This window comes from Serratia sp. Je.1.23.a (assembly GCF_051129805.1).
GTDB classification, from domain to species: Bacteria; Pseudomonadota; Gammaproteobacteria; order Enterobacterales; family Enterobacteriaceae; genus Serratia; species Serratia liquefaciens.
Window position 1 is genome coordinate 16762 of record NZ_JBCPSR010000006.1, and the last position, 24573, is coordinate 41334.

The 24573-nt window shown below is 56.6% G+C and carries 22 protein-coding genes; 14 read left to right on the forward strand and 8 right to left on the reverse strand.

Features of this window, described 5'->3' with window-relative positions; genetic code table 11:
• Window positions 1-74 precede the first annotated feature (74 nt).
• A complete protein-coding gene (locus AAZT04_RS19220; protein ID WP_234529418.1) occupies window positions 75-389 on the forward strand; it encodes a hypothetical protein in 315 nt (104 codons plus the stop codon).
• 39 nt (window positions 390-428) lie between these two features.
• On the opposite strand, the gene AAZT04_RS19225 is transcribed toward AAZT04_RS19220, so the two are convergent.
• On the reverse strand, window positions 429-1505 hold the full coding sequence (locus tag AAZT04_RS19225) for a YncE family protein (RefSeq protein WP_048762869.1): 1077 nt from the start codon (window positions 1503-1505) through the stop codon (window positions 429-431).
• A gap of 587 nt (window positions 1506-2092) precedes the next feature.
• On the opposite strand from AAZT04_RS19225, the gene AAZT04_RS19230 reads away from it, so the two are divergent.
• The gene (locus AAZT04_RS19230) at window positions 2093-3229 is read left to right on the forward strand and encodes a porin (protein ID WP_020825050.1); all 1137 of its coding nucleotides are present in this window, start codon (window positions 2093-2095) and stop codon (window positions 3227-3229) included.
• Between the two features lie 57 nt (window positions 3230-3286).
• On the opposite strand, the gene AAZT04_RS19235 is transcribed toward AAZT04_RS19230, so the two are convergent.
• Window positions 3287-4105 carry an AraC family transcriptional regulator gene (locus AAZT04_RS19235; protein ID WP_048762871.1) on the reverse strand — a complete coding sequence of 273 codons (819 nt, stop codon included), beginning with the start codon at window positions 4103-4105 and terminating at the stop codon, window positions 3287-3289.
• Between the two features lie 116 nt (window positions 4106-4221).
• Between AAZT04_RS19235 and AAZT04_RS19240 the strand changes: the two genes are divergently transcribed.
• From AAZT04_RS19240 to AAZT04_RS19275, 8 genes are all read left to right on the forward strand, one after another.
• Window positions 4222-4617, forward strand: a complete 396-nt coding sequence (locus AAZT04_RS19240) for a hypothetical protein (RefSeq protein WP_020825052.1) — start codon at window positions 4222-4224, stop codon at window positions 4615-4617.
• A gap of 15 nt (window positions 4618-4632) precedes the next feature.
• Entirely contained in the window at window positions 4633-5511 is an 879-nt protein-coding gene (locus AAZT04_RS19245) for a helix-turn-helix domain-containing protein (protein WP_020825053.1), read from the forward strand.
• Window positions 5512-5682: 171 nt separating this feature from the next.
• Window positions 5683-6603: a L,D-transpeptidase family protein gene (locus tag AAZT04_RS19250; protein WP_041414166.1), complete on the forward strand. Its 921-nt coding sequence runs from the start codon at window positions 5683-5685 to the stop codon at window positions 6601-6603.
• A gap of 506 nt (window positions 6604-7109) precedes the next feature.
• On the forward strand, window positions 7110-7517 hold the full coding sequence (locus AAZT04_RS19255) for an ExbD/TolR family protein (protein WP_020825056.1): 408 nt from the start codon (window positions 7110-7112) through the stop codon (window positions 7515-7517).
• A 1-nt stretch (window position 7518) separates the two neighbouring features.
• A complete protein-coding gene (locus tag AAZT04_RS19260; RefSeq protein WP_129983273.1) occupies window positions 7519-8271 on the forward strand; it encodes an energy transducer TonB in 753 nt (250 codons plus the stop codon).
• Between the two features lie 39 nt (window positions 8272-8310).
• On the forward strand, window positions 8311-10551 hold the full coding sequence (locus AAZT04_RS19265; RefSeq protein ID WP_046374590.1) for a TonB-dependent receptor family protein: 2241 nt from the start codon (window positions 8311-8313) through the stop codon (window positions 10549-10551).
• A 144-nt stretch (window positions 10552-10695) separates the two neighbouring features.
• Window positions 10696-11346: a MotA/TolQ/ExbB proton channel family protein gene (locus AAZT04_RS19270; protein ID WP_020825059.1), complete on the forward strand. Its 651-nt coding sequence runs from the start codon at window positions 10696-10698 to the stop codon at window positions 11344-11346.
• Window positions 11339-12592: a phospholipase D-like domain-containing protein gene (locus AAZT04_RS19275; protein ID WP_129983275.1), complete on the forward strand. Its 1254-nt coding sequence runs from the start codon at window positions 11339-11341 to the stop codon at window positions 12590-12592. The genes AAZT04_RS19270 and AAZT04_RS19275 overlap by 8 nt, the downstream gene beginning before the upstream one ends.
• 21 nt (window positions 12593-12613) lie before the next feature.
• Here the strand turns inward: AAZT04_RS19275 and AAZT04_RS19280 are convergent, their stop codons facing one another.
• The 5 genes from AAZT04_RS19280 to AAZT04_RS19300 form a co-directional block, all read right to left on the reverse strand.
• Window positions 12614-13696, reverse strand: a complete 1083-nt coding sequence (locus AAZT04_RS19280) for a hypothetical protein (protein ID WP_129942209.1) — start codon at window positions 13694-13696, stop codon at window positions 12614-12616.
• Between the two features lie 82 nt (window positions 13697-13778).
• Window positions 13779-14885, reverse strand: coding sequence for a P1 family peptidase (locus AAZT04_RS19285; RefSeq protein ID WP_129983276.1), 1107 nt, complete (start codon window positions 14883-14885; stop codon window positions 13779-13781).
• A gap of 2 nt (window positions 14886-14887) precedes the next feature.
• Entirely contained in the window at window positions 14888-16264 is a 1377-nt protein-coding gene (locus tag AAZT04_RS19290) for an APC family permease (RefSeq protein ID WP_020825063.1), read from the reverse strand.
• Between the two features lie 159 nt (window positions 16265-16423).
• Complete coding sequence (locus AAZT04_RS19295) at window positions 16424-17932, reverse strand: CoA-acylating methylmalonate-semialdehyde dehydrogenase (RefSeq protein WP_401527541.1); 1509 nt, start codon at window positions 17930-17932, stop codon at window positions 16424-16426.
• Window positions 17933-17948: 16 nt separating this feature from the next.
• Window positions 17949-19289 carry an aspartate aminotransferase family protein gene (locus AAZT04_RS19300; protein ID WP_201895774.1) on the reverse strand — a complete coding sequence of 447 codons (1341 nt, stop codon included), beginning with the start codon at window positions 19287-19289 and terminating at the stop codon, window positions 17949-17951.
• Between the two features lie 259 nt (window positions 19290-19548).
• Here AAZT04_RS19300 and AAZT04_RS19305 point away from each other — a divergent pair, with 259 nt between their 5' ends.
• Window positions 19549-20478, forward strand: coding sequence for a LysR family transcriptional regulator (locus tag AAZT04_RS19305; RefSeq protein WP_020825066.1), 930 nt, complete (start codon window positions 19549-19551; stop codon window positions 20476-20478).
• A gap of 134 nt (window positions 20479-20612) precedes the next feature.
• On the opposite strand, the gene AAZT04_RS19310 is transcribed toward AAZT04_RS19305, so the two are convergent.
• A complete protein-coding gene (locus AAZT04_RS19310; RefSeq protein ID WP_434681397.1) occupies window positions 20613-21740 on the reverse strand; it encodes an iron-containing alcohol dehydrogenase in 1128 nt (375 codons plus the stop codon).
• Between the two features lie 266 nt (window positions 21741-22006).
• On the opposite strand from AAZT04_RS19310, the gene AAZT04_RS19315 reads away from it, so the two are divergent.
• The 3 genes from AAZT04_RS19315 to AAZT04_RS19325 all read left to right on the forward strand — a co-directional run bounded on the left by AAZT04_RS19315 (window position 22007) and on the right by AAZT04_RS19325 (window position 24556).
• Complete coding sequence (locus tag AAZT04_RS19315) at window positions 22007-22765, forward strand: response regulator transcription factor (protein WP_201895772.1); 759 nt, start codon at window positions 22007-22009, stop codon at window positions 22763-22765.
• 102 nt (window positions 22766-22867) lie between these two features.
• Window positions 22868-24169: an NAD(P)/FAD-dependent oxidoreductase gene (locus tag AAZT04_RS19320; RefSeq protein ID WP_434681399.1), complete on the forward strand. Its 1302-nt coding sequence runs from the start codon at window positions 22868-22870 to the stop codon at window positions 24167-24169.
• Between the two features lie 21 nt (window positions 24170-24190).
• Window positions 24191-24556, forward strand: coding sequence for a cupin domain-containing protein (locus AAZT04_RS19325; RefSeq protein ID WP_046374581.1), 366 nt, complete (start codon window positions 24191-24193; stop codon window positions 24554-24556).
• Window positions 24557-24573 lie beyond the last annotated feature (17 nt).

A 24573-nucleotide genomic window follows, 5' to 3' on the forward strand; every position in this document is an offset into this window, starting at 1 on the left:
GGCGTGGCTCTGATGGCCGAAGAATAAATAGCTGCATATACTGCTGAGAGCGACGTTATTCAGGAGAGAAAATAATGATCAGAGTTTTTATCGTGTTTGCCGCCGTGATGACGGCGTTCAGCGCCGGGGCCTCCTCTGAAGCGGCATGGGCCAGCGGCGATAAAGCACTGCAAACCGCCTGCCTGAAAGCCAGCAGTTTGAAAGGGGCCAAAGCCGTCGGCAGCATTATCCATTATGGTGACGACGTCGGTTACTCGGCCCTGTTGATCGCTGGGCGCTATCCGCAGGCGTTTATGCATAACAAAGCGGGCAGAGAGCTGTGCCTTTACCAGCGAGCCACTAAAAAGGCGGTGATTCAGGACGCTGACGGGCTGGCGGGAAAGCCATAGCTACCGATCAAAAAAGGGCGCCGGGGCGCCCTTATGCCGTTATTTCAACGCGATACGGATCACGTCGTCCGGCGCCGTGGCTTCTTTCTCGCGGCTGGAAGCCTGTTTGACGCTCACGTACAGCGTCTGGCCATCCGGTGACAGCGCCAGGCTGTTCGGATGGGTTGGGGTCTTGATGGTTTGCAGCAGCTTGTAGTTCTTGGCGTCGATCACGCTGACCTGGCCTGCCTGACGATGGGTGACATACACCTCATTGCGCGTCGGGTTGAACAGGACCGCCAGTGATTCCGGCACGTCGATTTTGCTCAGAATCTTGCCGTCGCGGGTATCGACCACCAGCACCTGGGCCTGCTTGGAGTCGGTGATAAAGGCGCGATGCGTGGCAGGATCCAGGCTGATGTTCAGGAAGAAGTGCTCTTTGGACTCGTCCAATTTCTTGCGGCTGAGCACCTTGTTGGTTTTGGTGTCGATAGTCACCAGCTCGCCGTCGGCGTTGGTCACGTACAGGCGGCTTGCGGCCGCATCCAGTGCCAGACCGGTACCGTATTTGCCGGTTTCGGTGATGGTGGTGCGCAGGGTCAGGTCTTTGCCGTCTACCACCCAAACCACGCTGGATTCACCCAGCCCGGTGATATACAGGGTGTCGGTGGTGGCGTCGGCCACCAGCTCACGCGGTGCCAGCGGTTTTACCGTTTCGGAACGTTTACGCGCATCCAGCACCAGGCGGCCTTTGACCTCACCGGTTTTACCGTCGATGGCAGTGACCGAGTTATTGACGGTGTTGCCGAAGAACAGCGTGTCGGTTTTGCTGTTAATGGCCGCGCCGAAAGGTTTGATATCGTTGTGAATGATCTGGGTGATATCGAGCGTTTGCGGATCCAAACGATACACCACGCCGCCTTTGTCCAGCTTGCGGCTTTGCGAAGTGGCCAGATACAGCGCGTTCTCGCCCTGGCTGTAGACCATCTCGTAAGCGCCTTTGCCGACGGGCTTGCGCAGCAGTTCCGGCTCGCCCTGGGCCAGCAGCGGGGCGGAAAACAGCATTGAAGTGAGCAGCAGCAGTGGGAAAGCGGCGCGTGCGCCAAAGCGGCGGCTGGTCGTTGTTGCAGAGTTCATAACCTCTCCATGGAGTTAAAATGCCTGTCGCCGCAGGGCGGTTGCCCAGAGGCTAAAAAGCTCAACATTGAATTCAAAGCAAAATCCGGCCGGTCGCATCGTGGCGCGCCGGGCCTTCTGTTTGCGAATAATAATCATTATTCATGCCGAAGGGGAGTGATTTCTACCCAGGCTGGGGTGAAAATCACAATGTGAAGAGTGGGTGGAGGGTGATCGTTGCCGTGTCGCTGCTTGAGTTTCCTGGTTTTCCTTGTTGGCAGATAACAAATAATTAATTTAGCTGCGTTATTGTTTGGTCGCTGTAATAATATTTATTTGTTATCTCTTATAATAAAAACCCGATAATAACGGAGGTTTCTTTGGGTTAAAAACTCCAGCTTTGTACGTTATGTGAGCGGTTAATTACATTGTCTTGCATTGAATTACAGTTGAATACTTTTGTGGTGAAAAAGTCATCCTGTGGTGGATAATCTCAGGTTATGACATGAATTTTTATAACTTGCGTCATTTGCACACATCGGGTAATTGTTTATGCGTGGCTCAAGACCACCGTATTTATAACAATAATTTTTCGGGCAGGGGTAATAATGAGATATATAAAAACGCCAATATTCATTGGCGGCGTTGTGCTGTCGGCGTTATCCGCCGGCGCGCAGGCAGAAATCACCATTCTGGATAAAAACCCGCAAAGCAATGTGTTGCTGGCACCGCTGAGTTTGAAAGTTGGCGGCAGTATTCGCCCCGAGTGGATATTTAATAATGGCCCGGAGCCGGGATATTATAAAAATGGTCATGATGGCGGCACGCGCTTTCGTTTCAGCGGTGACTATGCGCTGACCCAGGATACCTCGGTTATCGGCTACTACGAGTGGGGCGTCGATCTGGCACACGCGCTGAGCTGGGACGGCCACTACAACGAAGACGGCAAACGCGACTATCAGCGCCAGCTGTACGGCGGCTTCAAAGATGATCGCTACGGTACCTTAACCTTTGGTCACCAATACGGCATTTATTATTCGGTTGTCGGCATTAAAAGCGACGTCTGGGATAACGATGGTCATGCGGGCGGCACCGGCATTGGCATTTCCGGCGACTACGACGGCGGTAATAAACCGAAGAACAGCCTGAAATACACCAATGATTTTGGGCCGGTTACCTTATACGCCAACTATTTATTACCGGAAGACGATTTGCACACGGCGGATAATCTCATCTATCGCCGTAAAGGCGGCGGCGGGTTGGGGTTTGATTATAAGGCGACGAAGGAATTAACCTTTAGCGCGGCCTACAGCTACACCGACGCAAAAATCAAAGACAATCAATATAACGAGAAAGAGTATCACCAGCAGTTGTCCGGCACCGCGCTGACCTGGCAACCGAATAACTGGTATATCGTCGGGACCGCCAGCTATTACAAAGACTATGTGCCGAGCACCCGTGAACGTACCTTGTCGCATTATTTCGCCGGGAGCGGTTACGGGGTAGAAGGCTTTGTCGGTTATACCTTTAATATCGACAAGCCTTTCCTGAAATCGATCCAGCCTTATGTGGCTGCGGACTCGCTGCAATTGAAGGGCGACGAGGAGTACCACGCCAATCACGTTTACCTTGGGGCGGGTACCACCATCGGCTACGGCCTGTCGGTGTATGTGGAACGGACGCTGGCCAACAGCAGCGACAACGAACCGGACTCCACCTGGGTGACGGTGTTCTACGACTTCTGATCACTCCTGACAAACTTTCCAGGCCGGCCTCGTTGCCGGCCTTTTTGTCTGGTTATTTCACAGGGTGATCCAACCGCCCTGCGCCCGATCCGCCGCGGTTTTCTCCGCCAGATAGCGTGCCGGCGGTTTGCCGACGGCTTTGCGAAACATGGTGACGAAGCCACTGGCGCTCTCATAGCCCAAATCCAGCGCCACCCGCTGTACGGTCTCCCCCTTGGTCAGGCGTTGCAGCGCCAGCATCACGTGCAGTTGCCGTCGCCAGTGGCCAAAGCTCATGCCCATTTGCTGCTGCAGGGTGCGGTTGAGGGTGCGTTCGCTCATGCCGATGCGCTGAGCCCATTGGCTGAGGGTGGCTTTGTCCGCTGGATCGGCCAGCAGGCGCTCGGTCAGTTGGCGAATGCGCGCGTCATTGGAGACCGGTAAGTGCAGGTTCTCAATCGGCGCGGCGGCCAATTGATCCAAGAGTACGCCAATCAGTCGCCCTTCAGCGCCTTGCTCGTCATACAGCGGATCAAACCCGCTGGCCTGCAACAGCAGTTCGCGCAGCAACGGCGAAACGGCCAACGTACAGCAGCTGGTCGGCAACCCGGCGATGGCAGCCTGATCGACAAACAACGCGTAACATTCGGTGGCCCCGGTACCCTGAGCGTTATGCAGCACGTTGCTGGGCATCCAAAGCGCACACTGCGGCGGAACCAGCCACAGGCCGTTTTCCACTTCGCAGCGGATCATGCCGCGCATCGTATAAATCAGCTGCGCTTTTTGGTGCCGGTGATGGGCGACTTCCCAATCCTTGTTAACGGTGGAACCCTGCACGGCAAAAACCGCCCGGGGCACCCGATCGATATCGAAAAGGGGTGGAGTGACAAAAGGCATGAGAATAATTCTCAATTTGGCGCAAATGAAAAACATTATGTCCTGATTGTGCAATGTGGTCTAGTGCTTCCGCCGATAAAGTAAGCGCACGTTTCCGAACTCTTAGGAGAAATCTCATGTCATTAGATTCTGCAACCTTCCCACTGGTCTGGATGCGTCAGCAAGCCGCCGGCGAACCGAAAGATACCCTCGCCGAATTTGCCGAATTCAGCACCTTGCTGCAGCGTGAACAGCCGTTTGTGCTGCTTTGCGATCGTCGTATGGACGAAAGCGGTGAGCAGGATCGCGACGAGCGTACCCAGGTCGCCCTGTGGAAACGCGATCACCGTGAGGCGTTAGCGAAATGGGTTAAAGGTATGGTGCTGATCGAGCCGGACGACATGCGCCGAAAGGCGGCGGAAGAGTTTGTCGATTTCGCCAGCCGTTTCTGGGGTTATCCGGTGATGGTGGTGGCCAGTGAGCAACAGGCCCATGAGCTGGCACAACGCCTGCTCGAGCAGCGGGAACAATAATTAAAAGGAAGCGCCATGTATCAGCAACAGGTAATTGCGCAACTGCTGGCCTGGATTGAAGCAAACCTCGACCAGCCGCTGACGCTGGACGATATTGCCGCCAAATCCGGCTATTCCAAATGGCATTTGCAGCGGCTGTTCAAGCAGTTGACCGGCCATATTCTGGGCACTTACGCCCGGCGCAGACGTTTGACCGCCGCCGCGCGTGAGCTGCGGCTCACCCATACCGGCGTGGCCTGCATTGCCGATAAGTACCAGTTCGATTCCCAGCAGACCTTCACCCGTTGCTTTAAAAAACAGTTCGGTTTGCCGCCGGCCGGCTATCGCCGCAGTGCGGATTGGTCCAGCCACGGCATGCAGCCGCCGCTGCGGATGGCAGAAGGCCCATTGCCTCAGGGGAGTATTGTCACTCTGCCGGCCATGCAGCTGGTGGGGCGTACCCAGCGTCGCAGCTGCACTCTGGGGCAAATGCAGCATTCGAAAAATGAGCTGCGCCAGTACGTCTGGAACCAGGTGCTGCAACCCGAAGTCGCGCCACCGGCGGTAGTCTACGGCCTCACCAGTCTGGAAGCGGACAACCGACAGCTTGATGGTCAACGCATGGCCTATACACTGGCGCTGGCAGATGAACAGGCCGAAGGGGAGCAGATCCTGATCGAGCAGGGCGATTACGCCAGCTTTACCTATCAGGGGCAGGTCGAAGAGTTGCCAAACTTTGTCGATCGCCTGTACGACTCCGCGATGCCCATGATGAAAGCTGTACGCCGTCCCGGGCAGGATATCGAGCGTTTTTACCCGGCACAGGGAGAGGTTTGTAATGCACGCGGTACGGCGATCCGCTGTGAATATTTGATCCCGATTCGCCGAACGTCACCGCCGGCCGCAGTGCTTTAACGGCAGTTTTCACAGAAAAACCTCTTCGTGCTGCACCAGGTTACAAAAAAGTTCGATATTGCGCTGGTAATGTTTCACACTTAGGCCGATGTGCACATATAATGCGCATCCGGTCATTTATGGCCGCATAACCTATATTGATAACTGCCAGTGGCCACTACCAACACGAAGATGAAAATGAGCATTCGCGCGTTACTAACCCTGTTTACGGCACTGGTGGCTTTCAGCCAGGCTGCCTTCGCCGTTGTATATCCGTTGCCTGCCAAAGACAGCCGTCTGGTGGGTGAGAACATCCAGATCACCGTACCGGAAGACAGCAAGCTGCCGCTGGAGAGCTTTGCCGCTCAATACCAGATGGGCCTGAGCAATATGCTGGAAGCCAACCCGGGTGTGGATCCTTTCCTGCCGAAAGCGGGCAGCACTCTGACCATCCCACAGCAGTTGATCCTGCCGGATGCGCCACGTGAAGGCATCATCATCAACAGCGCCGAAATGCGTCTGTACTACTACCCGAAAGGCACCAACACCGTGATCGTGTTGCCAATCGGTATCGGCCAGTTGGGCAAAGATACGCCGCTGAACTGGACTACCACCGTGCAGCGCAAGAAAGACGGCCCAACCTGGACGCCAACCGCCAAGATGCGTGCGGAATACGCCGCGGACGGCGAGATCCTGCCTGCAGTATTCCCGGCCGGTCCGGACAACCCTATGGGGCTGTACGCGCTGTACGTCGGTCGTCTGTATGCGATCCACGGTACCAATGCCAACTTCGGTATCGGTCTGCGCGTGAGCCACGGTTGTGTGCGTCTGCGTGCTGACGACATCAAGTTCCTGTTCGAAAACGTTCCGGTCGGCACTCGCGTGCAATTCATCAACGAGCCGATCAAAGCCAGCGTTGAGCCGGACGGTTCCCGTTACATTGAAGTGCACAACCCACTCTCTGCTAACGAAGAACAGCTGAAGTCCAAAGATCCGGTGCCGTTGACCATCTCTGCGCCAGTGGGCAAAGTGATGATGGACCCGGCGGTTAACCAGAGCGAAGTGGACGCGGCAATCAAAGCCCGTTCCGGTATGCCGGTTAAAGTGAACTGATTGATTCAGTCGCTGTAGAAAAGGCGCCTTAGGGCGCCTTTTTTTATGGCTAAAAAACACCGTTTTGCGCAGGCCTCCGCAGTTCTTTGCTTTTCGTTACCGCTGCCGCTTTAAAGGTCCGGTACTGTTAGCAAAAAACAGATTTTCTCGTTGCCTTAAACGGGCATCGCGAAGCTGTAGGTGGGCCAAGTTGCGACAGGAAACTGTCGGGAGGCCCGTCGCTGTAACTTCTTTCTCTGGTGCAAAAATACGGCCTGAAGATCTTGCTGTAGAGTGTCAGAATAATCACAGCTTACCTGCCTATGCATCACCGCTATAAATCCTTCCTGATAATTATTCCTCAAAAAATCATCGTTAATTAATTGGTTATATATCCCATCCGACCAGTGATTGCCTGAGAAAAAACTCTCAAAACCTCTGCGTTGTGAAAATAAGATCACACAAACGTAACAAAAGATAAACATAGGCTCTCTATATTGGCTGCTTTGCTTTTGGGAGGGAGTGCCATGCGTAACTGGAACGAGCCGAAAAAGAACAAAGCGCACATCGAACTGATCCCGATGATCGACGTGATGATGTTTTTGCTGGTGTTTTTTGTGTTGATTAGCCTGAACGTGATCCCGGCCCTTGGGCTGAAGACTCAGTTGCCGTCCGCCGGCAGCGCTCAGCAATTGAAGCCGCAGAAGAAGGCGATCATTACCCTGGGCGCTGAGGAGCAACTGCAGCTCGACGGCCAGCCGATAGCGCTGAGCGCGCTGGTCAGCACGCTGAAGCAACAGCAGCAGGAAAACCAGACCACCACCATTATCGTTAACAGCGACAAAGGCGTTGCGGTAGAGCGCTTGGTCGCGGTGATGGATAACCTGCGCCAGGGCGGTTTCTTCTCCGTCTCCATCGCCACACGGAAGCTGTGACATGTATCTGCTCTATCGCTCACGTCACCTTTTCAGCTGGTTGCCGGCGCTGATCGTCGCGGGCTGCGTGCTGTTCGCCAGCCAACAGGCGGCGCTGAAAATTCAGCCGCGCTATGACGAAACCGCCATGGAGCTGGCATTGGTCGAGCCGGAACCTCAGCCACAGCCGGAACCGGAGCCGCCGGTGGAAACCCCGCCGCAACCCGAGCCACCGCCGCCGGAACCTGAGCCCCTTCCTGAACCTGTGGTGCCTGCACCTGAGCCGATTGTCGAGGCCAAACCGGTGCCCAAGCCACAGCCGAAACCCAAACCCAAGCAGGTGAAAGAGAAAGCCAAGCCGGTGGAAAAGGCCAGGCCCGCCGCGGTGCCGGCAGTGCCGAGAACCTTGGTCAGCAAGCCCGCCGCACAGCCCGTTCCGCCAGCTCCAGCGGCACCGAAGGTGAACGCGCAGGCAATCGAAAACGGTTATCTGCAGGCATTGCGCCATGAGCTGGAGCAGCGCAAGCGCTATCCCAGCGGGCGGCAGGCTTCGCTTGAACGGCCGCAGGGCAACGTCGAGGTGTGGCTGGAGGTGGATCGCAGCGGTCGGGTGATCTCTTCCGGCATCACCAATAAGGCCTCCAGCATGCTGCTCAACCGTGCGGCGCTGAGCAGTTTGCAAAGTATCAGCCAGGTGAAGCCGTTCCCAACTGAGGCTTTCAACGGGCAGACAACCAAAAGATTTTCAGCCACGTTCAATTATCAGGCGCCTTGATGCCTGGCATAACAGTTTGATTTTTATGGGATGGAAACAATGAAATCTTTCAATCGATCTGGGATTTATCTGGCAGTGATGTCGGCGATGTTACCGGGTGCCGTGCTGGCGGCGGACTCGACCGACGTCGGCACCATCAACGTTAAGGGGCAGTCGCTGGGCGGAGGCATGATGGTGCAGGAGGACAGCGCCAAGTCGCGTTCCACCGTCACCAAAGAGGCGATGGATAAAATGCCGGCGGCGGCCAACGCCATCGACAAGCTGAAATACACGCCGGGCCTGAACGTCAACAGCGACGATGCCAGCGGTCTGAGCGGCGTTGATTACACCATGCGCGGTATGAGCTCCGATCAAATCGGCCTGTCGATGGACGGGATCCCGATTAATGATTCCGGCAACTATGCGGTTTACCCGAACCTGCTGGGTGATTCGGAGAACCTGGGGGAAGTGTTCGTCACCCAGGGCTCCTCGGAAGCCGACGGCCCGCACATCGGCTCCAGCGGCGGCAATATTGGCCTGGTGACGCGGCGTCCGTCTAAAGACTTCGGCGGCTTCGTCAAACAGACGCTGGGCAGCAACAACCTGAGCAAAACCTTTGCCCGTCTGGAAACCGGTGAGTACAACGGCTTCAGCAACTGGATTTCCTATTCGCACACCGAGGCCAAAAAGTGGCGCGGGGAAGGGCGTTTGTACTCCAACAAGTTCGAGATGAACTCGTTGTATGAGGACGGTAACGGCAACAGCAGCAACCTGATCATGAAGTACAACCAGCAAAATAACGTCAACTACAACACCCGCAGCAAGGCTCAGTTCGCGGAAGACCCCCGTGGCGATTATGACACCACGCCGTCCTACAATAACCGGGGCCAGCTGACTCGCTACTACAAGCTCAACCGTAATCCGTTCGAGAATTTCAACCTGACGTTCACCCAGAAGCTGCAGCTGCGCGACAACCTGGCGTTAACCCTGCAACCCTATTACTACTGGGGGAACGGCGGCAGCTTCAGCGGCCAGAGTGCGTCGGTACTGTCCAGTACCTCGGATCGGGCCGGTCAGTATGACCTCAGCAACTTGCAGTCCAACACCTATTACCGTCCTTCCTGGACCCAGACCTGGCGGCCGGGCATCACCACCAAGCTGAAGTGGGACATCAACGATCAGCACAGCCTGGATATCGGCTACTGGTTTGAACGTGCGCGCCAGTCGCAGACCCAGCCGTTTATCGGCATCAAGGACGACGGCAACCCGCAGCAGCTCTCGGGTAAACCGGGCGGTTCCGATCAGGTGAAGGACGCCAACGGCAAAACCGTGCAGGGGCGTAACCAGTACACCATTACCCCGGCGCAAAAAGTGTGGCTGCAGGACACCTGGTTCGCGACGCCGGACTGGACCTTCGTCGGTGGGCTGGCCTATCAGTACGTTGAACGAAAAGGCGATAACAAGGGCAGCCTGTATAACGTGCCGGAAAAGCGTGATGCCAAATACCATGAATTTCTGCCGAACTTCAGCGCCAGCTACAAGCTGAACCCGGAAAACCAGGTGTTCTATAACCTGACACGCAACATGCGCACCCCGCCAAACTACGTGTTGTACAACGTCGGCGATTCGCTTAGCACCAAGCCTGAACTGAGCTGGAACCATGAGCTGGGCTGGCGTTTCGAGCGTGAAGATATGCTGCTGAGCGCCTCGCTGTTCTACTTGCGCTACAGCGACCGTCAAATCTCTACCACCAATCCGGACGGTGACTACGAGATGATGAACATCGGCAACGTAGAGAACAAAGGGCTGGAACTGGAGTGGAGCGGCCAACTGCCGCATAACTTCAACTACTACACCTCGTACACCTATACCGAGTCCAAGCAGAAGAGCGACATTGTCAGCAACGGCGGCCTGCCGCTGCCGACCAGCGGTAAAGAAGTGCCGAACGTGCCAAAAAACCTGCTTAACGTGACCTTGGGTTATGACGACGGTTTGTATTACAGCAGCGTGAGCGGCAAGTACGTCAGTTCGTTCTACGGCGACCTGACCAATGACGAGAAGATTGGCGGCCGGACGGTATTCGATCTGGCGGCGGGGGTGCATTTGCCGGTGGACAAGAAGATCGTCAAGAGCGCGGCGCTCCGCTTCGGCATCAGCAACCTGTTTGACAAGGAGTACCTGACTTCGGTGCGCTCCACCACCTTCAACGCCGCGCCTTATAACGGCGTAAGGGCCAGCACGCCTTACTACAACGTCGGGGAAGAACGTACCTTCAGCGTATCGCTGGAAGCCACCTTTTAACTATTTATACCCCTATGGCTTTCAAGTTGCAGCCAGGCGGCCAACTCGCTCATTCCCAGGCGCTTACTTAAGTAAGTAACTGGGGTGAGCGAGTGCAGGTAACAACGCTGCGGCTTGAAAGACGACGGGTAAGAGGACTGAACGATGAATGCCAATCTGCTACACGACATTATTTTCTACGTGATGTACGCCGCGCTGGCGATTGCACTGGTGATCATTATCGAACGTGCGTTGTATTTCGCCTATACCCAACGCCAGGCGCGTCGACTGGAGCAGGCGCTGACGTTGGATGTGCACCGCACGGCCGATCTGCCGGATGAGTTGACCCAGCGCAACAGCCTGCCGCTGGCGGTGATTTCACCGGTGCTGGAGCAAAAACACCGTGCCGGTGACCGTGAGGCGATCGGTGATTTGATCGACGCTCAGTATTTGTTGAGCAAGCCGCTGATGGCCCGGGGCCTGTGGTTGCTGGAAACTATCGTTACCGCGGCACCGCTGTTGGGGCTGCTGGGTACGGTGATGGGGATTATCGAAACCTTTAAGGCACTGGCTGCCTCGGGAGTGTCCGAGCCGAGCCTGGTTTCTGCCGGGATGGGCACCGCGCTGTACGCTACCGGACTGGGTATCGCCATCGCGCTGCTGTGCCTGGTGGGGAACAACTATCTGCAAAGCCGCATGGAGCGCATTAACGAACTGTTGAAGGTGCTGCTGATCCGCGCCGGTGCGCCGGGCAGCCGCCCGGAAAACGGCAGCCGCGAGCAACGGGTTGACAGCGAGGTGCCGCGCTATGCCTAATGGCCGTCATTCACGGTGGCCATTAGGCCGCCTTTACACTGCGTTATGGGGTGGTTGCCTGTTGATGTTGAGCCAAAATGCGGCGGCGCGCTTTGAAATTCCCGGCTACGAGCTGGTGTATACCGCACCGGTAGAAACCGCGTTGCAGGCGGATGAGCTGCGCAACACTGCCGAAGTGTGGCAGCAGATGTTTGATGCGGCGAAAACCCGCATCGATCTGGGCCAGTTCTACGTGGCGAACCAACAGGGTTCGCTGCTGGATGGCGTGCTGCAGCATCTTAAAGCGGCGGGGGAACGTGGGGTAAAAATTCGTTTCCTGATGGAGGAGAAGGGCATCCGCATTTCTACTCCCGAAACGCTGGAACAGCTTAAGGCGATCCCGAATCTGGAGCTGCGTATCATCCCTTACCAGCGGCTGAGCGGCGGCATTCTGCATGCTAAATACCTGCTGGTGGACGGTGAACAGGCGTTTGTCGGCAGCCAGAACTTTGACTGGCGCGCGCTGGCGCACATCCATGAAACCGGGCTGCGCATTAGCGATGCCGGTGTGGTGCGGCAGATCCAGGCGATCTTCGAACAGGACTGGCAGGCGCAGGCGTTGCTGGCGGCGGAAAAACCGGTGCCCCAGCTGACGTCCCAACCCACGGTTGAACCGCTGCAGAGCAATTACCTGGTCGCCAGCCCGCGTGCCTACAACCCGGCGGGCGTGATTGATTCGCAGCTTGAGCTGCCGCGCCTGTTGGCCTCGGCCAGGCAGCGAGTGCGGGTACAGGTGATGGACTACGCGCCGTTGTCTTTTGGCCCGGACCGCACCCGGCCTTACTATGCGGTGATCGATAACGCCCTGCGCAGCGCTGCCGCGCGTGGTGTGCAGATTGAGCTGATGGTCGCTAACTGGAATACCAAAAAGCCGGATATCGCCTGGCTGAAAAGCCTGGCGCTGGTGCCGAATGTACAGGTGAAAGTGGTCACCATTCCGCCGGCAAGCAGCGGGTTTATCCCGTTTGCCCGGGTGATCCACAGTAAAATCATGACCATCGACGGCGAGATCGCCTGGGTAGGCACCAGCAACTGGACCGGCGGCTATCTGGACAATTCGCGCAATCTGGAGATTGTGCTGCACGACGTGAACATGAGCCAGCGGCTGGACAAGCTGTACAGCCAACTGTGGGACAGCCTTTACGCCGAACCGCTGAAACTGGATTACGACTACCCGATGCCCAAACCGGGCGGCGAATCTCAATAGTGTGAAATAGCGTGGTGGTTATTATTTATCGTTGGATGACGTTTCACATTTCTGCTCTTTAAAGGAAAGGGTGTTATCGCCAAAATAAGCAACGGAGACCACCCCTTTTTCCAATTCAGCGACTGTCGCTTCAGGGGGAAGATTATTACATTGGTAGTTGGGGTGATAATGAAGCTCAACAAGGAATTTTTTTGCGATAAGACTGAGGGTTGGTGAGCTGATGTCATAAGTACTTTGCATGCCTATGACCATTAAAGAAGCCAGTATGAGAGGCGCCGCTATGCGCGGCAGCATGATGAGCTTTTTCACTTCTAACTCTTTGTTCGCATCGGGTGAGAGATGTTTCTTCCCGGTAATAAGACGCTGCGCCGTGCGTTTAATAAAGTTCGGTGCAAATATTTGCAGCGGCATGGTGACGAACATTGGAATGAGAATGGCTAACCATTCTAATACGGCCATTGTGATAACGCACAGCAGGATGATGCTCAAGTAAGCGATGGGTGTATACAGGGTCGCGACTATCGTGGTCATTTCCGGGAAAAAACGCGCGTTAGTGTGGGTGAGTTCTGTTAGCCAACTCTTTGACATGGCAGTTGAAATGTAAAAGGCCAACGTTCCTATACCGGCTAGCAGGACTTTTCCTGCCAATCTTGCCCAGGTTTTTCTTATCACCCATTCACACCTGGATTTTAAATCTAACAGGGCTGCGAACGCATAGATCCCAATGCTGATCTGTAACATCAGCAGGCTTTGAGCGTTAATCAGGAAAGCGTAGGGAATTTGCAAGGTAATGAGAAATGTGGCGACATAAAGCAGGAACTCTGTCGCAAGCGATAGCTTATAAAATTGCCGGGTGTTGATCACTAAACGCCAATAGCGTCTGATTAGCTTTTTTTTGATTGTGGGAAACAGAGCAACGGTTCTAAGCAACAATAAGGTCGGCATCGCCATAAGCAAGCACAGGGTTATGGCATAAATAATATAATTTTTGTTGTAGAGAAATAGCGCGAAGAAGACCAGTAAAACGCTTACCACAAATTGGATGCGTCGTTTCCCCGGGGGGATCCTATTTAAAATGGATTTGAGCGAGAGGCGGCTCATCATTAATTCCTTGAGAATCAAAAAATGGACGCCGCCCAGAGTAGCATTTTTTAGTCTGTCCTCATAACCAGAGCAGACATTGAAATTATTTCCGCCAGCCGCTTTTTTCCAGTGCCGTCAGCAACTGTTCGGCGCTCAGTCCCTCCGCCCGATGGCCATTGCCGGAAACGGTATTGGCGGCCAACAGGGCATTGATAATCGCCTCTTCCACCGCTTCTGCCGCTGCGGCAAACAGCTCGGAGATGTAATCGTTGTTCACCATGCGCAGCGGGGTGGTAAAGGCCCCTTTGTTGGCGTAGTCGGCAGGGGGGAGGCTGTCATTGCCGGTGGCGAAGGCGATAAAAATGTCGCCGCTCGAGTCTTCGGTACCGCCGCCGGTGCGGGCAATGCCGATGCTGGCACGTTGGGCCAGACGGGCGCATTGGTGCGGCAACAGCGGGGCGTCGGTGGCCAGGGTGACGACGATCGACCCCATTCCCGGGTGCGGCAGCTGCGGTGTAAACGGCGAGTGAATATGTGCCAAATGACGGCCCACCGGATAACCGCCCACCAGCAGCGACGCGCGTTTGCCGTGGTTGGCCTGCACGATGGCACCGACCGTCCAGCCACCGCGATCGGCAGGCAGGCGGCGCGAAGCGGTGCCGATGCCGCCCTTGAACTCATGGCAGATCATGCCGCTGCCGCCACCGACCGCACCTTCCTGGGGTAATCCTTCGTGTGCCGCCTGCAGTGCTTGCCGCACATGTTCAGGCTTGACGTGAAAACCGTTGATGTCGTTGAGCAGGCCATCGAAGGTTTCCATTACCACCGGCATATTCCAGTACACCGCGTCGTCGGCCGGCAGCGCTTCACGTTCCAGCGCGATCAGGCTGTCACGTACCACGCCGACGCTGTGGGTGTTGGTGAAGGCGATTGGGCTGGTGAGCAGGCCGGCTTCGCGGATCCACTCCAGCCCGGTGGCGTCGCCATTGCCGTTAAGCACATGCACGCCGGCAAAGCAGGGGGATTGCCGGGCCTGGCCGGCACGCGGTTCGATCACCGTGACGCCGGTACGCACGCTGCGCCCGTCGGGCAAATCGGCGTGGATGCTGGCGTGGCCGACGCGAACGCCGGGCACGTCGGTGATGGCGTTCAGCGGGCCGGCAACGCCGTGGCCGATTTTAATGCCCAAATCCTGAGCGCGCTGCGACATGGTTATTCTCCTTCAATTGAGGGTTCAACGTGCGGGATAGCCTGCCGGGTGCGCATATAGCTCAGCAGCAGGCCAAAGCAGAGGATACCGGCAATGATAATAAAGTCTTTCAGGCTGCTGGCGATCAAAATTGTCCATAACACATACAGGCAGCCGATCAGCGCGATCGCCACCGGCAGCGGCCACAGCGGCATCAGATACGGGTGGTGGAAACGTACGCGGCGGCGACTGATCAGCGCGGCGACGGCCATGATGATGTACACCAGCAGCAGCAGGATCACGGTAAATGAGGTCAGATCGCCGAGGTTGGAGCAAAAGGCCAACAGCGCCGAGGGAATACCGAACAGCAGGGTGGCAATCCAGGGCGTGCCGAAACGCGGATGGATGATTTTCAGCGCCCGGTTCACCTGCGGCAGCCAAAAACCGTCACGCCCGCTGGAGAACATCATGCGGCTAAACTGCGCCACGATGGCGATAATGGCGTTGAACACCGACAGGTAAATCGCGCCGCTGACCACCCGCGCCAGCGTCGGCCCACCCAGTTGGCTGACCACGTAGCCGACCGGATCGGCCTGTTTGGCCATTTCCGCCAGGGACGGCGCGCCAATCAGCAAAGCGGTGAAGGGCAGCAGCTCGACCAGTACCACGATCGCCAACGTCAGCATGATGGCGGTGGCCATGGGTTTGCCCTGCTCGCGCATGTCCTCCGCCATATACACCGCGGCACCGTAGCCGTTATAGGAAAACAGCGCGACGCCGACCATGGCGACGATCAGCGGTACGGAAACCGGTGCCAACACGCCTTCGGGGTTTAGCATCACCGGCGCGACGAGGATGTCCGCACTTTGGTGCGGGGTGCTAAAGCCCAACCAGGCGATTAACCCCAGCACCGCGATTTCAACCACCAAAAAGGTGCCGGTCAGCAGCGCATTGGCCTTGATGTTGAAAATGGCGCAGGCTCCGCCGATCAAGATGGTGATCATCCCGGCGGTAGAGGCGTCGAACTGAGTCCCCAGCGCGGTGTTCAAATAAGGCACGGCACCGGTGGCCAGCACCGCCGGTACGAACAGCGCGGCGCTGAGAATAAACAGGTAAGTTTGCAGCCCGCACAGGGTGCCGAACAGGCGTTTGATAATGCTGTATTCGCCCCCGGCGCTGGGGTGCGCCGCACCGAGTTCGGCGTAGCACAGGGCAATAGTGGCGGCGATAAAGGCAGCGATCAGAAATGAGATAAAGGCACCGCTACCGGCGCTGGCGATCGCCAGCGGAGCAATAACAAAAATTGAGCTGGCGGGCGTGACGCCGGAGGCGGTAATCATCACCACGTCGAGGACGCTGAGATTACCTTTGAATTTGTGTTCTGGTGTGGGCTCAGTCATTCAAAACTCCATTAACGCGTTAGTGGGTTATTTTGCGGGCGGCGATCGTGCGGTAGAGCCTTGCGATGGCATGCCGCTGCCCGGGCCTGATTAAATGGAGCGCGTGGAAAACGAGGCGAATTTCTTCGCCTCTAAAAAATCATTATGATTATTATGAAATTACCCTTGTCCGGACGGGAAGCTGAAGGTGGCATGCTGGGCGTCATGGGAAGAAGGCCAGCGCTGGGTAATGGTTTTGCGCTTGGTGTAGAACCTGACGGCATCCGGGCCGTAGGCGTGCAGGTCGCCAAACAGCGAGCGTTTCCAGCCGCCGAACGAGTGATAAGCCACCGGAACCGGCAGCGCAACGTTGATCCCCACCATACCGACCTGAATATGACTGGAAAAATAACGCGCCGCCTCGCCGTCGCGGGTGAACAGGCAGGTCCCGTTGCCGTACTCGTGGGCGTCTATCATCGCCATCGCCTCTTTCAGCGATCCGACCCGAACCACGCCCAGCACCGGGCCGAAGATCTCCTCCTGATAAATCCGCATGCCCGGTCGCACGTGGTCAAACAGCGTTGGGCCAAGGAAATAACCCTGGCTGATTTGCCCGCTGTCGTCCCGCACCGCCAGCTCGCGACCGTCGGCCACCAGGGTAGCTCCCTCCTCAACACCCTGATCGATATAGCCTTTCACTTTTTCATAATGCTGTTGGGTGACCAGCGGCCCCATGTCGTTGCGGTTATCGTTACCGGCACCGACCCGCATGGCCGCCATTTGCCGCTGTAACCCGGCAACCAACGCGTCGGCCGTGCCGTCTCCCACCGCCACCACCAGCGGGATGGCCATGCAGCGTTGTCCGCAGGAGCCGAACGCCGCACCCATCAGCGCACTGACGCTGCCGGCGATGTCGGCATCCGGCAGCACCACAGCATGGTTCTTCGCGCCGCCCAGCGCCTGCACCCGTTTGTTCTGGCCACAACCGGTGTGATAGATGTGCTCCGCTACCGGCGTAGAGCCGACAAAGCTGACGGCTTTGACCCGGGGATCGTGCAGCAGGGTGTCCACCGCCTCGCGGTCGCCGTTGACCAGGTTCAGCACTCCCGGCGGCAGCCCGGCTTCGGACGCCAGTTGAGCGATATACAGCGTGGAGGAAGGGACGCGTTCGGAAGGTTTCAACACAAATGTGTTGCCGCACACCACCGCTATTGGCCACATCCACAGCGGTACCATCGCCGGGAAGTTAAACGGCGTGATGCCTGCCACCACTCCCAGCGGTTGAAACTCGCTCCAGCTGTCGATGCCCGGCCCGGCATCCTTGCTGTGTTCGCCTTTCAGCAATTCCGGCGCATAGCTGGCGTACTCAATATTCTCGATGCCGCGCTGCAGTTCGCCCATGGCGTCGCTGAGCACTTTGCCATGCTCGGCGGTGATCAACCGGCAGATGGCATCGGCATGCTGTTCCAGCAGCGTTTTTAGACGCATCATCACCCTGGCCCGCTTTAGCGGTGGCGTATCGCGCCAGGCTGGGTAGGCTTGCTCGGCGGCGTCGATGGCGCTTTCTACCGTGGCGCGGTCGGCCAGTAACACCTCCTGATGCGACAGCCCGGTAGCCGGATCGTAAACCGGCTGGCTGCGGGTTCCGCCGGTGGCGGACTGGCCGTTGATCCAATGTGCAATTGGCATGGCTTGCGCTCCTTTATTATTCGGTTGCGTTGATAGCGTCGCCGAGGGCGTTGATCAGCGAGTCGATCTGCGCCTCGCTGCTGATAAACGGCGGCGCCAACTGCAGGGTGTCGCCGCCATAGCGGACATAAAACCCGCTTTCCCAGCAGCGCATCGCCACTTCATACGGCCTGCGTGCCGCTTCGCCCGGTCGGGCCGCCAGCGTGATACCCGCCGCCAGACCGAAGTTGCGAATGTCGCTGACGTGGTTGCTGCCCTGTAAGCTGTGCACTGCACGTTCGAAATAGGGGGCCAGCGCCTGCACCCGTTCGATCATCTGTTCGCGTTCAATGATATCCAGCGTCGCCAGCCCCACCGCACAGCTGACCGGATGGGCGGAGTAGGTGTAGCCGTGCGGGAATTCGAGCAAATATTCCGGTTCATCGGTGGCCATGAAGGCCTGGTAAATCTCGGGTCGAACTACCACGGCCCCCATCGGCTGTGCGCCGTTGGTGACCTGTTTGGCAATATTCATGATGTCCGGCGTGACGCCGAATGCCTCGGCGCCGGTCAATGCGCCGCAGCGGCCGAAGGCGGTGATCACTTCGTCAAAAATCAGCAGAATATTGTGTTGAGTGCAGATCTCGCGGATGCGTTGCAGATAACCGACCGGCGGTACGATCACCCCGGCCGAGCCGGAGAAGGGTTCGACAATCACCGCGGCGATGGTCGAGGCGTCACGCAGTGTGATGATGCGGTTGAGTTCTTCCGCAAGCTCGGCGCCTTGCTCGGGCATGCCGCGCGAAAAGGCATTTCCCGCCAGTTGGGTATGGGGCAGGTGGTCCGCTTCGGCGCTGGCGCCAAAGGCTTTACGATTGCCGGCAATGCCGCCCACCGCGATGCCGCCAAAGTTAACGCCGTGGTAGCCCTTCTCGCGACCGATAAAACAGGTTTTGCCCGCCTGGCCCTTGGCTCGCCAATAGGCACGCGCCATTTTTAACGAAGTGTCAGCCGCTTCTGAGCCGGAACCGGTGAAAAACACATAGTCCAGCCCGGCCGGGGTCATGGCCTTGATTTTGTTCGCCAGCTCGAAAGATAAGGTATGGCCGAACTGAAACGCCGGGGAATAATCCAATCGGGAAAGTTGCCGGTGAGCGGCATCGGCAATTTCCTGGCGGCCATGGCCCAATCCGCAGCACCACAACCCGGATAACCCGTCAAAAATCTTGCGACCGTCCTGGCTGGTATAATAAACGCCTTGCGCGTGGCTTATCATTCTCGGGTTGGCTTTAAAATTACGGTTGCCGGTAAAGGGCATCCAATGTGCTTCTAACCATTCACGGTCGGCTTTATTTTCACGTTGATTTAAATCAGCCATTTTTCCCTCCGAGGGGAGAATAGGTACGGTTAATTAACTATGCCCGTCATCTTTTAAATTGCAGCGTTGTTATCTGCACCAGCTCACCCCAGTCACTTACTTGAGTAAGCACCTGTGCTGAGTGAGCGGGCCGCCTGGCTGCAACTATAAAAGCTAGAGGGTATAAATAAACGTGTTAATGAATTGTTGAGTGAAATTGACTATGTTCTGCTTCTTCACTAATGTGAATAATCATATGTCGAAACTTACTTAAGGTTTTATGCAAGTAAAAAAGCGCGCATTGTTGGGCCAGTTATCGGATATGGATCTGCGGTTGCTGCGGGTATTTAAGGCGGTGGTCGACTGTGGCGGCATGAGCGCCGCCGAGCTGGAGCTGAATATCAGCCTGTCGACCATCAGCAAGCATATCAAGGATCTGGAACAGCGACTGGGCCTGACGCTGTGCCACCGCGGGCGCGAGGGGTTTGCGGTTACTGACGAAGGGCTGCTGATATATCAGGAAACCGTGAATCTGTTGGCGGCGACCGAGGCCTTTCGCCGTGGGGTGGATGATGTGCATCAACGCCTGGGTGGGCAGCTGCACGTGGCGATATTCGACCATACCGTCAGTAATCCTCAGGCGCATATCGGCCGGGCGATTGCCTTATTCAGCGAGCAGGCGCCGGATGTCTCTTTGCAAATGTATGTGGAACCGATAAATACCATTGAACGCGGCGTCATTGACGGCCAATTTCAAATTGGCATTATTCCCATGCACCGCAGTGCGGAAAGTTTATCTTATAGTTCGTTATTTCATGAGAGGATGTTCTTATATTGTGGCGCGCAACATGAATTATTTTCCGCTAACCATGAAATACTAAATTGGGATCTGTTGCACAATTATGCCTTTGCCGGGTTAGGCTACCATTCGCCGAATATGGAACTGAGCCTGCAGCAGCATTTACATCGCAAGGCAACGGGGTTTGCCCAGGAGTCGATCGCGACCCTAATTCTTTCCGGTAAGTACGTCGGCTTTCTTCCCGACCACTATGCAGCGTTTTTTGTCGCGCAAAATATGATGCGCGCCATCAAACCGACGCTGTTCCGTTATCACTGCGAATATTCCAGCGTGCTGCGGCGTTCGCCCAGCCCGCAGCGGGTGGTCAAGCTGTTCCACGAATGCCTGCTGGCGGCTCATGGAACAGCTTAATGTTTACTGATCTTTCTTCTTGCCAAAAATCTTGATCAGCAAGCCGACCAGGATGCCAATCGCGATGCCGGTGAAAATCCAGCTGATGATGCCCATGTCCAATCTCCCGCTATTACTTTGATCTGATTATATAATCATTCGATGCGGAATGCGCCTTCGATCATCTGCTGCCGCTGCGGCGCGCTGTAGTCGATCAGCGAGTTCTTGCTGTTGGATTTTGCCAGCGTCACCGCCAGTTCGTCTGCGGAAATCGGCAGGTCATCCTGCCAGAAACTGGCGATGGCATTGCGGGTAATAAAGTCGATCAGGTAGCGTTCCGGGCTGTCATGCTGCTCGGGGAACAGGCGGGCGGCAAGCTCAGCCATCAGCGCCCGCTGCTGCGGTTGTTCGCTTTTCGCCAGCAGTTCGAGGAACGGCAGCAGCAGGCGACCACAGACCTGGCCGTGGTGATAATCGCGCAGGGCGCCAATCTCGCCGGCGATGCCGTGGATCACTCCCAGCCCAGCGGCGCTCAGCGTCAGGCCGCCAAGGTAAGAGGCTTGCATAATCGCCTCGTGAGCCTCGGCGCTGCGGTTGAGCGCAGGCCAAGCCTGCAGGAAGTGGCGAATGCCGGTCAGCGACATCTCGCGCGTCATGGTATTGGCGGTTTTGGACAGATAGGCCTCGAACAGGTGGGTAAAGGCGTCGATGGCGCAGTAGGCCAGCACCTTGTCCGGTGACCCTTGCAGCAGCTGCGGATCCAGGATGGCGGTGTGCGGCACAAAGTTGTTATGGCGCAGCGAGGCTTTCACCTTGCTCACCTGGGTGTCGGTGATCACCGCATTTTGCGTGACTTCACTGCCGGTACCGGCGGTGGTCGGGATGGCAATCAGCGGCAGGGTTGCAGCGCTGATTTTTGTGTCGCCGATCTTTTCCATATAGCGCAGGGTGGGCAACGGGTGCTCGACCAGCGCGGCAAAGGCCTTGGCAGCATCCAGCACGCTACCGCCGCCAATGGCTACCACGCGTCGTACCTTGCCACGCCAGCGCGCGACCCAGGCGTCTATCTCTTGCGGTGAAGCCTCGTGACTGACGATTTCGGTGCCGAGCAGCAGTGGCGTCAATCCGTCTGCCAGTGAGGAATACACCGTGCCATTGAGGAATGATCGGCAGCTAAACAGCAGCGTCGGCTGTGGCTCGGCGGTCAGTAGCGGGATCAGTTGGCTGATGCTGCCGTGGCCGAACCAGGTCTGGCGGTTGGCAATGGTCAGGCTGGTAGTCATGTTCTCTCCTTGGCACGCGAAAACCACAGCATAAGCCAGCCTCTGCGGCTGAACCACTGCTTTTCGCTGCCTGAAAGGGATTCCGTTAATATATTAATCCAGCCTCGTTCGGCCACGCCGCAATAATCTGGCGAAGGTGTGATTTGTTTAACATGTAAACGATTCTGCTGTTGCATTTGGCGCTATTGAGTGTTTTCTATAACAAACAGGCCACGGCGTAGCCGGAATAAAGTGATTGTTAATTTATTAATGATGGCGGGGCGAAGATGAATATTCAGGTGGAACGGTTATCCGCAGTGATAGACGCAGTCGCAACCCAAGGTTTCTATCCCAACCTGTTGGCCTGGCTGGAAGGGTTCTTCGCCTTTGATAGCGCCATTGTTTACGCGTTTGAACGCGGCCAGGCGCCACGTTGCCTGATCAAAACCGAGCGAGAAAACAGTGACGCGGTCAATCAACTCTATCAACAGGGCGCTTACCTGCAGGATCCGTTTTACCAGGCGCTGAATGATGGCGGCGGCGGCGAGGTGCTGACCCTGCGCCAGTTGGCTCCCTGCGGCTTCTACCATACTGATTATTACCGTAACTTTTACCGCAAAACCGGCTGGCATGATGAAGCCGGGGTGCTGCTGCCCCTGACGCCGGAACGCGGGTTGGGGGTGTTTTTCGGCTCGGCGCGCCAGTCGGTGGGGGTGCGCTATCCGCAGTTGGCTGAGTTGCGTGATGCGCTGACGCTGCTCAAGAGCGTCGCGCGGCTGCATGGCGAAGTGGTCGTCGCCCCGGCAGAACCAGAAAGGGTGACGGATCATGCGGTGCAGGCACGTTATCTGTTGACGCCGCGCGAGCGCGAAATAGTGGATCTGATCCTGGACGGCTGCGGCTCGCAGCAAATTGCCGATCGGCTGTTCATCAGCCTGGGAACGGTGAAAAACCACCGCAAGAATATCTACAGCAAGCTGGCGATCGGTTCGCAGGCCGAACTGTTCAATCTGCTGTTGACCACCCCGCTGCGCCGCAGCGCCTGAGTGTTAATTATTTGTTGCGAATGTCCCTAAAGGGACATGGCGGCGTCGCGCCCACCTCCTGATAATCCGATGTTATGGCATAGGGTCTTCGGGAGTGCGACAGTGAACAATAATATCGAATCGTTAACCTACTACGCGGCAACCAAAAAATACGATCTGCGCTTTCCGACGCTGGAAGAAGATCTGGACGTTGACGTGGTGATCATCGGCGGTGGTTTCTCCGGCATCAATACCGCCCTAGAGTTGGCTGAGCGCGGCATCACCAATATCGCCATACTCGAAGGGCGCTACCTGGGCTACGGCGGCACCGGCCGCAATGGCGGGCAGGTGATGGCCGGTATCGGTCACGATCTGGAAAAAATCAAACGCCACGTCGGCCCCTCCGGGCTGGAAACCATCTTCAAAATCAGCAACCTCGGCGCCGGGATTATTCGTGAGCGCATCAAGAAGTACGAGATTGATGCCGATTTCTGTTTTGGCTACGGCTACCTCGGCAGCAATGCACGCCAGGAGAAAACCCTGTGCAGCTGGCTGAAGGAATTCAAGGCGGTATCGCCGGATGAAGAGATTGAACTCTACACCGGCGCAGAGGTGAAACAGGTCGTGGGGTCAGATGCCTATACCTGCGCATTGAAACACATGGGCGGCGGCCACGTGCATTCGCTCAACCTGCTGTTGGGCGAGGCGAAGGCGCTCAGCGGCTACGGCGTAAAAATCTTCGAAAACAGCAGCGTGCTGGGCGTGGAATACGGTTCGCGCATCAAAGTGCGCACCGCCATGGGCTCAGTACGTGCCAACAAGATGCTGTGGGCGTGCAACGGTTTCCTCAACGGCATGGAGCCGTTCATCTACAACAAAACCATCAATACCTACGCGTTCCAACTGGCGACCGAACCCTTGCCCGAAGAACTGATCCGCCAGATCAGCCCGATCCGCGGTGCCTACAGCGATATCCGCCCGGTGATCGATTATTACCGGGTGACCAATGAAAACCGGCTGCTGTTTGGCAGCGCCACCCGCTTGATCGAATACATTCCGTCGGATCTTAAGGCCTGGAACCGCAACCTGATGCTGAAAGTGTTCCCGTACCTGCATGACGTGAAGATCGACCTGGCCTGGGGCGGGCCGCTGTGTTGCAGCGCCAACCTGTTCCCGCAGATCGGCACCTTGCCGCAGCATGACAACGTGTTTTATGTGCAGGGCTATTCCGGCTTTGGCGTAACGCCGAGTCATATCGTTTGCAAAGTGTTGGCAGAGGGCATGAGCGAAGGATCGGATCGTTACGATCTGATGAGTTCGATTCCGCACGTCAATATCTTCGGTAAAGACAAGCTGCGACGGGTAATGACCACCGCCGGCAAGGTTTGGCACCAGACGTCCGGCTACTGGAAAGGCCGTCGCTAATTTTTATCACAGGAGAGAAACATGAAACCATTACTGCTTAAGCAACCGCTGCCTGAACTGTTGGACATTGGCAGCGTCAGCAACCTGGGCGCCACGGTGATCGCCGGTGAGCCAAACGTCGGGGTGGCGAGCCTTTTCGGTGAGCCGACCGATAACCTGAACTGCGGTATTTTCAGCTGCACGCGCGGCACCTTTGTAATGGAGTATCCGTTCTCCGAACACGCCACGGTGTGGGAGGGTAGCGCGACGCTGACCGACGAAAAGACCGGTAAATCCGTGCAGTATCAGGCCGGGGATTCGTGGTTTGTCGAAAAAGGCACCCCGGTACGCTGGGAGATCACCTCGGATCGTTTTGTAAAACATTACCTGGCGATCGTCGAAGGCTGATCGTGTTCTGGCCCCTC